Source organism: Candidatus Limnocylindrales bacterium, from assembly GCA_035571835.1.
Lineage (GTDB): Bacteria > Desulfobacterota > Binatia > UBA1149 > CAITLU01 > DATNBU01.
In genome coordinates this window covers 320,187-334,261 of record DATNBU010000029.1, presented here as the reverse complement: position 1 = coordinate 334,261, position 14,075 = coordinate 320,187, and the positions used below count along the sequence as shown (strand labels likewise).

The 14,075-nt window shown below is 66.1% G+C and carries 15 protein-coding genes; 9 read left to right on the top strand and 6 right to left on the bottom strand.

Going from position 1 to position 14,075, the window contains the following annotated elements:
• Positions 1 to 149: 149 nt before the first annotated feature.
• Together VN634_13905 and moaA are read right to left on the bottom strand one after the other, a co-directional pair.
• On the bottom strand, positions 150 to 1,367 hold the full coding sequence (locus tag VN634_13905) for a CaiB/BaiF CoA-transferase family protein (GenBank protein ID HXC51978.1): 1,218 nt from the start codon (positions 1,365 to 1,367) through the stop codon (positions 150 to 152).
• Positions 1,368 to 1,429: 62 nt separating this feature from the next.
• Positions 1,430 to 2,491, bottom strand: a complete 1,062-nt coding sequence (gene moaA, locus VN634_13900) for a GTP 3',8-cyclase MoaA (protein ID HXC51977.1) — start codon at positions 2,489 to 2,491, stop codon at positions 1,430 to 1,432.
• 91 nt (positions 2,492 to 2,582) lie between these two features.
• Between moaA and VN634_13895 the strand changes: the two genes are divergently transcribed.
• The 9 genes from VN634_13895 to VN634_13855 all read left to right on the top strand — a co-directional run bounded on the left by VN634_13895 (position 2,583) and on the right by VN634_13855 (position 10,657).
• Entirely contained in the window at positions 2,583 to 3,122 is a 540-nt protein-coding gene (locus tag VN634_13895; protein ID HXC51976.1) for an iron-sulfur cluster assembly protein, read from the top strand.
• A gap of 289 nt (positions 3,123 to 3,411) precedes the next feature.
• On the top strand, positions 3,412 to 4,479 hold the full coding sequence (locus tag VN634_13890; protein ID HXC51975.1) for a 3-deoxy-7-phosphoheptulonate synthase: 1,068 nt from the start codon (positions 3,412 to 3,414) through the stop codon (positions 4,477 to 4,479).
• A gap of 55 nt (positions 4,480 to 4,534) precedes the next feature.
• Complete coding sequence (locus tag VN634_13885; GenBank protein ID HXC51974.1) at positions 4,535 to 4,894, top strand: antibiotic biosynthesis monooxygenase; 360 nt, start codon at positions 4,535 to 4,537, stop codon at positions 4,892 to 4,894.
• Positions 4,895 to 5,035: 141 nt separating this feature from the next.
• Positions 5,036 to 6,724, top strand: a complete 1,689-nt coding sequence (ilvD, locus tag VN634_13880) for a dihydroxy-acid dehydratase (protein ID HXC51973.1) — start codon at positions 5,036 to 5,038, stop codon at positions 6,722 to 6,724.
• 28 nt (positions 6,725 to 6,752) lie between these two features.
• Positions 6,753 to 8,039, top strand: a complete 1,287-nt coding sequence (locus VN634_13875) for an MFS transporter (protein ID HXC51972.1) — start codon at positions 6,753 to 6,755, stop codon at positions 8,037 to 8,039.
• A 60-nt stretch (positions 8,040 to 8,099) separates the two neighbouring features.
• Positions 8,100 to 9,125: a DnaJ C-terminal domain-containing protein gene (locus VN634_13870; GenBank protein ID HXC51971.1), complete on the top strand. Its 1,026-nt coding sequence runs from the start codon at positions 8,100 to 8,102 to the stop codon at positions 9,123 to 9,125.
• Complete coding sequence (locus VN634_13865; protein ID HXC51970.1) at positions 9,122 to 9,397, top strand: hypothetical protein; 276 nt, start codon at positions 9,122 to 9,124, stop codon at positions 9,395 to 9,397. Before VN634_13870 ends, VN634_13865 begins: the two co-directional genes overlap by 4 nt.
• Complete coding sequence (locus VN634_13860) at positions 9,394 to 10,158, top strand: RNase H family protein (protein ID HXC51969.1); 765 nt, start codon at positions 9,394 to 9,396, stop codon at positions 10,156 to 10,158. Before VN634_13865 ends, VN634_13860 begins: the two co-directional genes overlap by 4 nt.
• A gap of 106 nt (positions 10,159 to 10,264) precedes the next feature.
• Positions 10,265 to 10,657, top strand: coding sequence for a hypothetical protein (locus tag VN634_13855; protein ID HXC51968.1), 393 nt, complete (start codon positions 10,265 to 10,267; stop codon positions 10,655 to 10,657).
• A 24-nt stretch (positions 10,658 to 10,681) separates the two neighbouring features.
• Here VN634_13855 and VN634_13850 read toward each other — a convergent pair whose 3' ends face one another.
• Genes VN634_13850 through VN634_13835 form a run of 4 tightly spaced genes read right to left on the bottom strand, consistent with a single transcriptional unit; the run spans position 10,682 to position 14,058 of the window.
• Positions 10,682 to 11,401 (bottom strand): ABC transporter ATP-binding protein, encoded by a 720-nt coding sequence (locus tag VN634_13850; GenBank protein HXC51967.1) that lies wholly within the window; start codon positions 11,399 to 11,401, stop codon positions 10,682 to 10,684.
• Positions 11,398 to 12,171, bottom strand: a complete 774-nt coding sequence (locus VN634_13845; GenBank protein HXC51966.1) for an ABC transporter ATP-binding protein — start codon at positions 12,169 to 12,171, stop codon at positions 11,398 to 11,400. The genes VN634_13850 and VN634_13845 overlap by 4 nt, the downstream gene beginning before the upstream one ends.
• Positions 12,168 to 13,178, bottom strand: coding sequence for a branched-chain amino acid ABC transporter permease (locus tag VN634_13840; GenBank protein ID HXC51965.1), 1,011 nt, complete (start codon positions 13,176 to 13,178; stop codon positions 12,168 to 12,170). Before VN634_13840 ends, VN634_13845 begins: the two co-directional genes overlap by 4 nt.
• A gap of 4 nt (positions 13,179 to 13,182) precedes the next feature.
• Complete coding sequence (locus tag VN634_13835) at positions 13,183 to 14,058, bottom strand: branched-chain amino acid ABC transporter permease (GenBank protein HXC51964.1); 876 nt, start codon at positions 14,056 to 14,058, stop codon at positions 13,183 to 13,185.
• Positions 14,059 to 14,075: the final 17 nt, after the last annotated feature.

The window sequence follows — 14,075 nt, the reverse complement described above, 5'->3', positions numbered from 1 at the left end:
GGTCGCCGCGATGAGGAGTGTCCACGGGTTGCTGCGCATTCCCATCACTACCACGTGAGTGAGACTCGAGGGAAAGGGCAATCGGGTAGGGCGCCACAGAAACGCCCGAGGTCGAGCCCGGCGGTCCGCCTGCGTCCAAGCCTGTGATTTCAGCAGATTGCGCCGCGCTCGCGCATTCCGGCGATGTCCTTCACGTCGAAGCCGAGCTCGGCCAATACCTCGTCGCTATGCTGGCCGGCGTTCGGGGCCGGCCCTGGCGACGCTTTTCGCGCGCAAGCAACCGTAAGCGGACTGTCGACCGTCCGCATCTGTTTCCCGTCCGCCAGCGTGGCCATCGGCAGAATGCCGTTGGCGATCATCTGCCGGTCCGTATCCGCATCCTGCAACCGACCGACCACGCCGAACGTGATGTCGTTTCGATCGAGAGCCTCGCGCCAGTGGGCGAGGTCTTTCGACGCAAAGATCGCGTCGAGCTCGCCGACCAGTGCCGCGGCGTTCGCACGCCTGGCCGCAAGCGTTTCGAAGCGCGAATCCGTCAGCAGGTCGGGCCGCGAAAGCGCGACCGGAAGGCGCGGCCAGTCCTTCTGCTCCTGTACCATCGCGAGCAGGATCCAGCGGCCGTCGCTCGTCTGGTAGCGATTGACGAGCGCATTCGGCGTATCGTTGCGCGTGATCGGCTGGAACAGCGGCGCGCCGGCAAACACGCCCTGCAGCATGTAGGCGTTGGCCCACGCGCCGTTGGCGAGCAGTGATGAGGAAACCTTCGTGCCTTTGCCCGAGCGTTCGCGATGCAGCAGCGCGAGCAGGATCCCGGCTACCAGCGTCATCGCCGACGGATGGTCGCCCATCGCGGCGACCGACAGCGCAGGCACGGAGTCGGCTTCGCGAACGACGTCCATGAGGCCGCTTCGCGCCCACCATGCGGTCGCATCGTAACCGGGCTTTTCGATTTCCTCGCCGTGTTCGCCGTAACCGCTTGCCTGCGCATAGACGAGACGCGCGTTGAGCGGCTCGAGCTCTTCGTACGTCGCACCAACCGCCCGCAGCACCGAAGGATGATAGTTGGTGACGAATACGTCCGCCGAGCGGGCGAGCCGGTGCAATACCTCCTGACCTTCGGCGCACTTCAGGTTGACGACGATGCCGCGCTTGTTGCGGTTGGTCAGCTGCCAGCCGTACGCGCAGTCGGCATCGGGCAGAGGCGGCATCTTCTGCAGATAGCGATACGGGTCCCCGATGCCCGGCGGCTCGATTTTGATGACGTCGGCTCCGAAGTCCGCGAGGACAGTCGTAGCTGCGGGACCGAACACGAAAGTGCCGCAGTCGATGACCTTCAGGCCGGACAGGATCGAGACGGGATCTGGCATGGGCGTTTCACCTCGAGCGGCGACCCTGAAGCTGGAGCGCACTTATGGCAACACGCCACACGTCACCCGCCGATCTGAAACATCTGGATCTTGCGGCCGCCTTCGCGCCGCGTCGCCCGTTCCTCGGAGTACCGGTCGCCGCGGTTCGTCCACACCGAGCGCATGAGCCCGCGCAGGTCGTCGTCGGTGGCGCCGTGCCGCATCGGTGTCTTCAGGTCGACGCCGCCGGAAGCGAACAGGCACGTGACGAAGTGGCCATCCGTGGTGAGGCGCGCGCGCGAGCATTCGCCGCAGAACGGCTGCGTTACCGACGAGATCACGCCGATCTCGCCCGAACCGTCGACGTAGCGGTAACGCCTCGCAACCTCGCCGCGATAGTTGGCGCCGACCGGCTCGAGCGGAAATGTCGCGCCGATGCGCTCGACGATTTCCCGCGCGCTGACCACATCGGCGGGATCCCACTTGTTGAGCGTCCCGACGTCCATGTATTCGATGTAGCGCACGATCGCGCCGGTTCCGCGAAAATGTGCGGCGAGATCGACGACCGTATGGTCGTTGACGCCGCGCTGCACGACGCAGTTGATCTTGATCGGCGACAAGCCGGCTGCGCGTGCGGCATCGATTGCGGCGAGCACGACGGCCGGGCCGGCGCGGCGCCCGCTCATGCGCGAGAACACTTCCTCGTCGAGACTGTCGAGGCTGACGGTGACCCGGCGCAGGCCGGCTTCGCGAAGCGCGGCCGCGTGCTCGGCCAGCAGCACGCCGTTGGTCGTCAGCGTGACATCCGTGAGGCCGTCGATCGACGAAAGCGCGCGAACCAGGTGCGGAAGCTGCGAGCGCAACAGCGGCTCGCCACCGGTCAGGCGGATCTTGGTTACGCCGAGCTCGACGAACAGCCGCGCGAGACGCTCGATCTCCTCGAACGTGAGGATCTCCGGACGCGGCAGGAATTCGTAGCGCTCGCCGTAGATTTCGGCCGGCATGCAGTATGGGCAGCGGAAATTGCAGCGGTCGGTCACCGAAATGCGCAGGTCCCGCAGCGGACGCGCGAACAGGTCGCGCGGCGCATCCGGAGCCGGCTTGACGGTGGTGTCGCTGACGTTGCCGATGTCGGTGGCGCCCACGGGGCGATCATGCTGACGCGGGCCGAAGGAGTCCACACGAGGCCCGGGCGGCGCCGCTTGTACCCGCGGGGTCCCGGACTACGATCGCTTCATGGAACGCCTCGATCTCGTCCGCGAATGCGAAGCCGTCAAGATCCCGCAGGGCGACAAGGTTCGCCTCGCGGCCGGAACGGAAATCTACCTCAGCCAGTCGCTGGGAGGCTCGTTCACAGTGCAGGCGCCGCAATACGGTGGTCTGTTCCGCATCGCCGGCCGCGATGCGGACGCTCTCGGTCTGGAGATTCCGCCCGAGGCAAAAGCGCTCGAGTCGGCGGAGGGCGACATCGACGCGCTCGTCGATGGGGCGCTTCGCACGTGCTACGACCCGGAGATCCCGGTCAATATCGTCGACCTCGGCCTCGTCTACGACACCCGCATCAGCGACCTTCCCGAAGGCGGCTGGCGCGTCGACATCAAGATGACGCTGACCGCGCAGGGCTGCGGGATGGGCGCCTCGATCGCGGCCGATGCCGAGGACAAGATCCGCTCGATTCCCGGCGTAAAAGACGCGAGCGTGCGCGTCGTGTGGGATCCGCCGTGGACTCCCCACATGATCTCCGAGGAAGGCCGCACCAAGCTCGGCATCTCCTGACGCTCACCGTCAACCTCGACATGGGGCTTGCCACGCGGCCGACGCCCGAGTATGGTCGCCCCGTCATGAAGCCGAGCGCGATCTTCGTCGTATGGTCCTATTTTATCCCGCAGGAACCGGGGCCGACGACGTGCGCGTAGCGAGCTGAACAAAATTGCCGCGCGATGCGGAAGGAAGCCCCGGGAAGAAGTTCCCGGGGCTTTTTTTTGGCCTTCCGCGTCGCGCGAGCCGGAGCGCCAGCGCATCGACGAGATTGACGAAATCGAGAACAGTCCGTGAGGGAAGCAACGTGAAAACCAGTGACATCGAAGACATCCACGTAACCCGGGTATCGCCGCTGCGTCCGCCGCGGGTGATCAAGCAGGCCCATCCGCTCGAAGGCCGCGCGCTCGAGACTGTCCGCCGCACGCGCCACGCTCTTCGCGAGATCCTCGGCGGGCGCGACCGCGAACGCATCGCCGTGGTCGTGGGTCCGTGCTCGATCCACGAGCCGGATGCGGCGCTCGACTACGCCGGGCGGCTCAGCCGCATCGCAAGACCTCTCGAGGATCGCCTCGTGATCGTGATGCGGACGTACTTCGAGAAAGCGCGCACAACGATCGGGTGGAAAGGGCTCATCAACGATCCGGACCTCGACGGCAGCTGCGACATCGATCGCGGCCTCGAGCTTGCACGCCGCCTGCTGGTCGAGATCAACACGCTCGGCGTCGCGTGCGGAACCGAATTCCTCGATCCGGTGACGCCCCAGTACATCGGCGACGCCGTGAGCTGGGCGGCCATCGGTGCGCGCACGACCGAAAGCCAGACGCATCGCGAGATGGCGAGCGGCCTTTCGATGCCCGTCGGCTTCAAGAACGGAACCGACGGAAGCCTCGACGTGGCAAAGAATGCGATGATCTCGGCCGGGCATCCGCATGCGTTTCTCGGCATCGACGAGGACGGCGCGACGGCGATCATCCGCACGCGCGGCAACCCGGACCGGCACGTTGTCTTGCGCGGTGGAGGAAACGCCACGAACTACGCGATCGGCGACATCGCGCGGGCGGCCGACATGGTCGCCGGAGAGGGCATCGCGAGACCGGTCATGGTCGACTGCTCGCACGGAAACTCGTCGAAAGACTATCGGCGGCAATCCGGCGTCGCGCGCGAGGTGGCAAGAGCTCTGCAGCTCGGCGAGCGGCGGCTCATGGGATTGCTGATCGAAAGCAACATCGCCGAGGGGCGGCAGGACTGGACCGCGGATGCGCTCGCCTATGGTGTATCCATCACCGATGCGTGCATCGGCTGGGACGAAACGGCCGCATTGCTCGAAGAAATTGCGCACGGGGGCGCGCCGTCGAGACGTGCGTGCGCATGACGTTGTAGCGCCGGGCCTTCTTGCTACTGTCCGGCCGCACCGAAGGAGAAAACCGATGTTCGTCGTCACCAACAGGATTCCCGTCGCCGAAGCGTTCGAAGCCGACTTCGAGGAGCGCTTCCGCAAGCGCGCGCACCTGATCGACCAGTCGCCGGGCTTCATAAAGAACCTCATCCTCAAACCGGTGCGGCGCCGCTTCGATCATGCGACCGGAGGCTGGGTCGAGTCGACCGAGCGAGGCTACTATCTGGTGCAGACGTACTGGCAGAGCGAGGAGGCGTTCTGGGACTGGACGCGCAGCGAAAGCTTTCGCATCGCGCATTCGAACCGCCCGCCGGCCGAGATGTTCGCCGGGCCGAACGTACTCGAGATCCACGAGGTCATCCAGACAACCGAACCGAATCCGGGCCGCTGAGAAGCCGGCCTCGATTCCCCTCTTTCCATGCTCGGCTATAGTGCGACGCTTCGCAGCCTGAGCATCACAATCCGGAACCGCGGCACACGCGCGATTTCGAGCGCAACCCGGCCCGCAGCGGCGTTGACGGTGGACACGAACATGAGCGAGACGACGATCGGATTGAACAGGAACAGCCGCACGATCACCGACGGCGACGAGCGCGCACCGAACCGCTCGATGCTGCGCGCGGTCGGATTTCGCGACGAGGACTTCGGCAAACCGATCGTCGGCGTCGCCAGCGCGCAGAGCGACATCACGCCGTGCAACGCCGGTCTCGGCGAGCTCGCCGTCGAAGCCGCCCGCGGCATCCGCGAGGCCGGCGGCATGCCGCAGACGTTCGGGACCATCACCATCAGCGACGGCATTTCGATGGGCACCGAAGGCATGAAGTGCTCGCTCGTCAGCCGCGAGGTGATCGCCGACTCGATCGAAACAGTCTGCCGCGGGCAGATGATGGACGGGGTCGTTGCCGTCGGCGGCTGCGACAAGAACATGCCGGGCGCGATGATCGCCATGGCGCGCCTCGATATCCCTGCCGTGTTCGTCTACGGCGGCACGATCAAGCCCGGACATCTTTCCGGAAAAGACCTGACCGTCGTCAGCGTGTTCGAAGCCGTCGGCGAGCTCGGCGCCAACCGCATCTCGCGCGACCAGTTCTGCTCGGTCGAGCGCGCCGCCATTCCCGGCAAAGGCTCGTGCGGCGGCATGTACACGGCCAACACGATGAGCAGCGCGTTCGAGGCGATGGGCATGAGCCTTCCGGCGTCGTCGACGATGGCTGCCGAAGACCAGGAAAAGGCCGACAGCGCGCACGCAAGCGGCCTTGCGCTCGTCGAATGCGTGCGCCGCCAGCTGACGGCCCGCAAGATCCTTACGAAGGAAGCGTTCGAGAACGGCATCGCCGTCGTGTTTGCGGTCGGCGGCTCGACCAACGCGGTTCTTCATCTGCTTGCGATCGCGCACGCGGCCGGCGTCGATCTGACGCTCGACGATTTCGAGCGGATGCGGCTGAAGGTCCCGGTGCTCGCGAACCTGAAGCCGTCGGGTGCCTACGTCGCGACCGACCTTCACCGCGTCGGCGGCATTCCGCTCGTCATGCGGATGCTCTTCGACCGCGGGCTGATCCACGGCGACTGCATGACGGTGACCGGCAAGACGATTGCCGAGAATCTGCGAAACGCACCATCGTCGCCGCCTGCTGGCCAGGACGTCGTCATGCCGTTCGACGAGCCGATCTACGCGCAGGGTCATCTCGCGGTGCTGCGCGGAAACCTCGCGCCGGAAGGTGCAGTCGCGAAGATCAGCGGGCTCAAGAGCTCGAGGATCACCGGTCCCGCCCGCGTGTTCGATTCCGAAGAGGACGCGATGCGCGCGATCCTTAACGACCGCATCAAGCCCGGCGACGTGCTCGTGATCCGCTACGAAGGACCACGCGGCGGTCCGGGCATGCGCGAGATGCTGTCGCCGACGTCGGCGATCATCGGCAAGGGTCTCGGCGACTCGGTCGGCCTGATCACCGACGGACGCTTTTCGGGCGGAACGTTCGGGCTCGTCGTCGGCCACGTGGCTCCCGAAGCTGCGGTCGGAGGCACAATCGCGCTCGTCCACGAAGGCGACAGCATCACGATCGACGGCGAGCATGCGAAGCTCGAGCTCAACGTGGCGGAGTCCGAGATCGCCGAGCGGCGAAAAGCATGGAAAGCTCCGGCGCCGCGCTACCGCACCGGCGTGCTCGCGAAGTATGCGAAGCAGGTCTCGAGCGCATCGCTCGGCGCGGTTACGGACTGACGCGCGGCTGGAGTAGATCGGAAGCGGTGTGACCGGTCCCGAGCCCAGGCCCTGGTGGGCGCGGATCTTCTTCTGGGTACCGGTCCCCGCCGGCATCACGCGGCGCCAGTGGACGATGCTCGGCGTGCTCGGCGCGACCTTCCTCGTCAACGCGTATGACCTCGGGATCCTCAATCTCGCGCTCGCGCAGATCCAGAAGTCGTTCGCCCTGTCCGAGCAGGACATCGGCAAGCTCGCCGCGTTCGTGCGGCTCGGGATCCTGCCGGCGTTCGCGCTCGGCGTTCTCGCCGATCGCCTCGGACGCCGCCGGCTGCTGCTGCTGACGATCGTCGGCTTTACGCTCTGCACGTTCCTGACGAGCTTTACGCGCACGGCAACCGAGTTTGCGGTGCTGCAGTTCTTCGCGCGCACGTTCGTGTACGCGGAAGACATCCTCGCCATCGTCGTGGTCACCGAAGAGCTCGAGCCGCATGCACGGGGATGGGGCATCGGGCTGATGATCGCGTTCGGCGCGCTCGGGCACGGCCTGTCGGCGCTGATGTTTTCGGCCGTCAACCACCTGCCGTTCGAGTGGCGTGCGCTTTATTTTCTCGGTGCGGCGCCGCTGCTGCTGATCGCGTGGATGCGACGCTCGCTCGAGGAAACCGGACGCTTCCGTGCGTCGGCGGCACGGCATGATCCGCTCGCCCAGAGTTACGCGGCGCCGATCGCAAAGCTGATCGCGCGCTATCCCGGGCGGGTCGCCGCGATTTCCGCCGCGCTCGTGCCGGTCGCATTCGCCGGCGGCACGGCGATCCAGTTCCAGTCGAAGTTTCTCCAGTCCGTTCACGGATATGCGCCGGGCGACGTCAGCCTGCTGTTCCTGATGGGCGGGCCGCTTGCGATGACGGGCGGCCTCTTGTTCGGACGCGCGAGCGACCGGTTCGGACGGCGACGGGTTCTGTCGGCTGCCATTCTGGTCAACGTCGCCGCGACGATCGCTTTCTACAATTCGCCGGGTCGCATCGTGCCGCTGGTCTGGGTGCTGACGATCTTTACGCAGTTCGGCATCGACGTACTGTTCGGCGCGCTCGGCAGCGAGCTGTTCGCGACCGCGCATCGCTCGAGCGCGTCCGGAGTGCGCAGCATCGTCTCGACGCTCGCGATCGCCACCGGCCTGACCGTCGAAGGCACGCTTTTCGTTGCCCTCGGCAGCCATGCCGCAGCCATCACCGCGATGGCGTGGGCTGCGCTGGCGAGCCCTGTGATCCTGCTCGCGTTCGTCCCGGAAACGGCGGGAAGGGTGCTCGAGGAGATCGCGCCGGATGAGGATTGAGCGCACCAGACGGGGACGCATCCGCGGGCGTTAAAAACCCGTCCGCGCTAGGATTGCCGCGTGGAGTTCCAGGACTACTACGCCGTTCTCGGCGTCGCGCGCGATGCCAAGCCCGACGACATCAAGAAGGCCTATCGCAAGCTCGCTCTCAAGTGGCATCCGGACCGGCATCCCGAAGACAAGCGCGCCGACGCCGAGGCGCAGTTCAAACGCATCGCCGAAGCCTACGAGGTCCTTTCGGACGCCGACAAGCGGAGCCGCTACGACCGCTTCGGCCAGAACTGGCAGCAGGGCGATGATTTCCGTCCGCCTCCGAACCAGGGCTCGCGGATGTCGCCCGAAGAGTTCGAGCAGATGTTCGGCAGCGGCGGTTTCTCGGACTTCTTCAAGTCGGCTTTCGGAGACGACATGCGGCGACAGGCCGGCGGTTCGACGCGGCACCGGCGCTACCGGCACCGCGGCGCCGACGTACGGGCCGATCTTTCGCTTCCGGCCGGCGTTGCGATCGCCGGAGGAAAGTCGCGCTTCGACGTACCGACGACCGAGCCGTGCGACCGCTGCGGCGGTGTCGGCTTCGTAGCCGAACACGTCTGTCCCCGCTGCGTCGGCGTCGGCCAGGTGCACGGACGCCGCACGATCGACCTCACGATCCCGTCGCGGGTTCGCGACGGCATGACGATGCGGCTCGCCGGCATGGGAGAAGCCGGAGAAGAAGGCGGCGAAAAGGGCGATCTCTACCTGACGATCCGCATCGCATCCGACGACGTCTACCGCGTGGACGACGGCGACGTCGAGGCGGACGTTCCTGTGGCGCCGTGGGAGGCCGTGCTCGGCGCGAAGGTCCAGGTGCGGACTCCGGATGGAGCGGTCACGCTCGGCGTGCCCGCCGGCAGCAAAGCCGGCACGCGCCTTCGCCTGCGCGGCAAAGGCTTCGAGAACGCGGACGCAAAACGCGGCGACTTCTACGCGGTGCTTCGCTTCGCGCTTCCCGAGCTGACGCCGAAGCAGGCCGAGCTGATGGCGGAGCTCGCGACGAGCGGAACGGCATTGCCTCGCGGCGGTGCGCGCGAGGAGGCCGGCCGATGACGACGAACGTGACGATCCGCATCGACAACGAGACCTGGCTGTCGCTCGAGGCGATCTCGGAATGCTACGAATGCGAAGTCACGTGGCTTCGTGAGGCCTACGAGTTCGGGCTGCTCGGCGGCGGCCGCGTTTACTCGGGAACGATCGTGCTCAGCGTGCGGGTTCTCGATCGTGTCGCCGAAATCGTCCGTCTCGGGCGCTACCAGGGAATGAGCTTCGAGACGATCTTCGTGCTTCTCGGCGACGAACCGGTCTGCGCGACCGACGAATGACCGATTCACTGCAGGTCGTCGCATTCACCGACGGCGCGGCCAAGGGCAACCCCGGTCCCGGCGGCTGGGGTGCCGTGATGCTGATCGCCCGGGCTTCGGTGCGCGAGCTCGGCGCAAGCGGCGGCCACACCACCAACAACCGCATGGAGATGATGGCGGTCACCTGTGCGCTCGAATGGCTCGCAGCGAGCGACGCGAAGCAGCCGATGGAAGTCCTCGTCGTCACCGACTCCACGTACGTGCTGCGCGGCGTGACCGAATGGGTCGCGAACTGGAAGAGGCGAGGCTGGAAGACGCTGCAGGGCGAGGACGTCGCGAACCGGGACCTGTGGGAGCGACTCGAGCGGGCCATTGACGGCTGCCTGCACGTCCGGTGGCGGCACGTTCCCGGCCATTCGGGCTTTCCCGGAAACGTCCGCGCCGACGAGATCGCGTCCGAGTTCGCGCTGCTCCATGCGCCGAAGCTCTATTCGGGTCCGTACGAAGGTTACGGCTTCGATCTCGAGCATCTTCCTGCGCCGGGCCAGCAGCGGGCTCGCTCGAAGTCGTCGGGCAAATCCTCCGGCGGAAAGGGCGCTGCGCATTCGTACGTGAGCGTCGTCGACGGCGTCGTCGCAACGCACGCGACATGGGCCGAGTGCGAGCGCCGCGTAAAAGGCCGCTCCGGAGCGAAATTCCGCAAGACTTCGAGCGCGGCCGACGAGCGTGCGCTGATCCGCGAATGGGGCGGCGCCCTCGACGATCCTCTGGCCGGCAGATGAAAGGTCTGCGGCGCTCATGAAAGGGCGCAGGACGGGTCGACGATCGGCCCGTCCGCGCGTTGTTCTCGTTCCGGTGTCTGCCTAAGGTGTGCCCGTGCGATGTTTCATGATCGCGGTCGCACAGTCTTCGACGCTCGACCGCTACTCGAACAATTTCAGCCTTTTCCTCCTGCTCGAACAGTTCCGGCCGTCCGGCTATCCGGCGCGCCTTGCCGTGTTCAGCCACGCGTTCTTCGAGATCGACGGTGACGAAGGCGGCGTCGAGCACCAGGTGCGGCTCGTCGTGCTGCACGGATCTCGCAGCACGTTCGAATCCGATCCGGTTTCGTTCAAGCCGGCCGGCGAACGCCACCGCGTGCGGATCAGCGGACTCGCGTTCCCCGAACCGGGGCTCTACCGCGTGACGGTCGAGTGGCGCGTGGCAAGCGGCGACGACAGCGCGCCGTGGACGCGCGAGCCGATCGCGTGGCCGATCCGGGCGGACGTGCCGCTGCAGTAGAGGCCCATCGTCGGTGGCTCGAATCTACCCGCCGAGGTACGCCGCCTTCACCCGCGCGTCCCGCATCAGCTCCGGTCCGTTTCCCGACAGCACGATCGCACCGTTCTCCAGCACATGCGCACGGCTGGCGATCTTCAATCCCTGGATCGCGTTCTGCTCGATCAGTACGATCGTCGTGCCGGCGCGGTTGATCTCGACCAGCACCTCGAAGATGTCGCGCACGACGAGCGGCGCGAGGCCCATCGACGGCTCGTCGAGCAGCAGGACTTTCGGCGATGCGATCAGTGCGCGCGACAACGCGAGCATCTGCTGCTCACCGCCCGACATCGTGCCGGCAAGCTGCTGTCGCCGATCCTTCAGTCGTGGAAAAAGCGTGAATGCCCGCTCCATGGCCTGCTCGAACGCGTTGCGGTTCGTGCAGACCCACGAGGCCAGTCGAAGGTTCTCGAGGACCGTCAGGCCCCCGAAGACTGCCCGGCCTTCGGGAACGTGTGCAATGCCGCGCTGTACGATCTCGTGAACGTCGAGCCCGCGCAGCGGCTCACCTTGGTAGAGCATGTTTCCGCCCCACGAGACGAGACCCGAGATCGCGCGCAGCGTAGACGTCTTGCCGGCTCCGTTGGCGCCGACGATTGCGACGATCTCTCCGGGAAGCGCATCGAACGAGATCCCGTGTACAGCCGGTATCCCGCTGTATTCCACGCTCAGGTTCTCGACGGACAGAAGCGGCGTGCCGGCCGTCATGCGGTCGCCTCGTCGCCGAGGTAGGCCTCGAGCACGTTCGGGTCGCGGCGAATGGCGGCCGGATCGCCTTCGGCGATGGTCGTTCCGAAATCGAGCACCTTGAGCCGCTCGCAGAGCTGCATGACGAGGCGCATCGAATGTTCGATCAGGATGATCGTTGGGCGAAACTCCTCGCGCACCCAGCGAAGCAGGTCCATCAGGTGATCCACTTCGCCGATGTTGAGGCCGGCCGCCGGCTCGTCGAGCAGTAGAAGCTGCGGGTTGGTCGCGAGTGCGCGCGCGAGCTCGAGTCGTCGCTGCAAGCCGTACGGGAGGTTTCGTGCCGTCGTGTCGGCGTACTCGTCGAGCTGAAAACGTTCGAGCAGATCCATGGAGCGTTCGCGCGCGAGGCGTTCCTCGCGGCGGTATGCGGGTGTCTGCAGCAGCGCGGCAACGGCACCGTAGCCTGCGTGCGCGCCATCGGCGACGCGCACGTTGTCGAGCACGCTCAGCTCCTTGAACAGGCGGATGGTCTGAAACGTGCGCGCTACGCCGAGCCGGACGATCTCGTGCGGCGGCATTCCCACCAGATCGACGCCGCGAAAGCGTACGACGCCTTCGCTCGCCCGGTAGACGCCGCTGATCAGGTTGAACAGCGTGGTCTTGCCGGCGCCGTTCGGACCGATCACGCCCAGAAGCTCTCCCGGCTGGACCGTAAGGTGGAAGTCCGACACCGCGCACAGTCCGCCGAATCGATGCGTGAGATCGCTGATCTCGAGCAGCGCGCTCATGCCACGTCGACCGTTGCGGCCCGCCCACGAGTCCTCGGCCGGTCGAGCGAAGGCACGAGCCACGAGAACTCCCGCATTCCCATGATGCCGCGCGGGCGGAACAGCATGAGCAGCACCAGCATCAGCGGCATCAGCATCATCCGGAATGCCCCGAAGGGTCGCAGCAGCTCGAGGAGCAGCGTGTAGATCGTGGCTCCGAGGATCGATCCGCCGAGCGAGCCGATTCCTCCGAGGTAGACCATGACCAGCATGTCGGTCGACTTGACGATGTCGAACATGCGCGGGTTGATGAACTGCAGGTGGTGGGCGTACAGGCCTCCGGCGACGCCGGCGAAGAACGACGATATGCTGAACGCGAGCACCTTGGCGCGCTGCGTGTCGACGCCGGTCTGATTGGCTGCGATCTCGTCGTCGCGGACGGCCTGGATGTCGCGGCCGTAGCGCGAATGCACGAGGTTGCGGATCGCCCAGACGGTCACCGCGGACCATGCGACGACCCAGGGCAGCGTCGTCAATCGCTCGATTCCGAGAAATCCGCGCGCACCGCCGACGGCGTCCACGTTCTCGAGCGTGGATTTGACGATCATCAGGAACGCGAGCGTTACGATCGCCAGGTAGTCACCTCGCGTCTTGAACGACAGGAAGGCGATTGCGCAGCCGAGCAGAGCTGCTGCGAGCCCGCCGGCGATGATGGCAAGCGGGAACAGCCACTGTGCGGCGTCTCCGTAGGGCAGCACGCTGACCGTCATGATTGCGGCGCCGTACGCGCCGACGGCCATGAAGCCTGCGTGGCCGACGGAGAACTCGCCCATGTATCCGTTCACGAGATTCAGGCTGGTTGTCAGGATGATGTTGACGCCGACGCTGACCAGCAGCAGCTGGAGATACGGGCTGATGATCTCGAATCGCGGCAGCACCCAGGAAAGCGCGAAGAGGACGGCGAGCACGAGCGGCATGCGCCAGTTGCTGCGCCGAATGGCGATATGGTCGCTCTGCCCCGTCGCCACCGGCTCAGACCTTCTGCAGGGCCGGCCTGCCGAGGAAGCCGTGAGGACGCAGAACCAGCAAGGCAAGCATGAGCGTAAAGACGGTCAGATCCCGGTACGTAGAAGGCAGGACGGTCATGACGAAGATCTCGACCGCGCCCAGCAGGAATCCGCCGAGCACGGCTCCGCGCACATGGCCGATACCGCCGATCACCGCGGCGATGAACGCCTTCCAGCCCATGAGCACGCCCATGTACGGATCGACGACCGGATACGCGAGGCTGTAGAGAACGCCGGCCGCGCCGCCGAGCGCAGCGCCGAGCGCGAAGGTGCTCGCAATCACGCGATCGACCGGAACCCCCATCAATGCGACGGTTCTCAGGTCCATCGAGATCCCGCGCATCGCCAGCCCGAGCATCGTGTGCTGCACGATGAAATCGAGCGCGAACATGAGCGTGACGGCGACCGCGACGATCGCCATCTGGATCGACGAGACCGACAGGCCGGCGACGGTCCACGTCTGGTTCTGGAGCAGGGTCGGAACGTGCTGGGGGTAGGGACTCAGCCACAGCACGAAATGCTCGAGGAAGATTCCGCAGCCGAGCGCCGTGATCACCGCGGAGACGCGCGGCGCATCGCGCAGCGGTCTGTAGGCCAGCCGCTCGAGCCCCGCGCCGAGAATGGCCGTCACGAGCATGCTCAGGACCAGCGTCGCGGCGAACGGCAGCTTGAAGAACGTCGCTGCGGCGAAGCACGCAAACGCGCCGACCATGAACAAGTCGCCGTGCGCGAAGTTGATCATGCGCAGGATGCTGTAGACGAGCGTGTAGCCGAGCGCGATCAGAGCGTAGATGCTGCCGAGCTGCAGCGCGTTCAGGGACTGTTGCAGGGCGTAGAGCATCAGCGGGATTTTTCGGA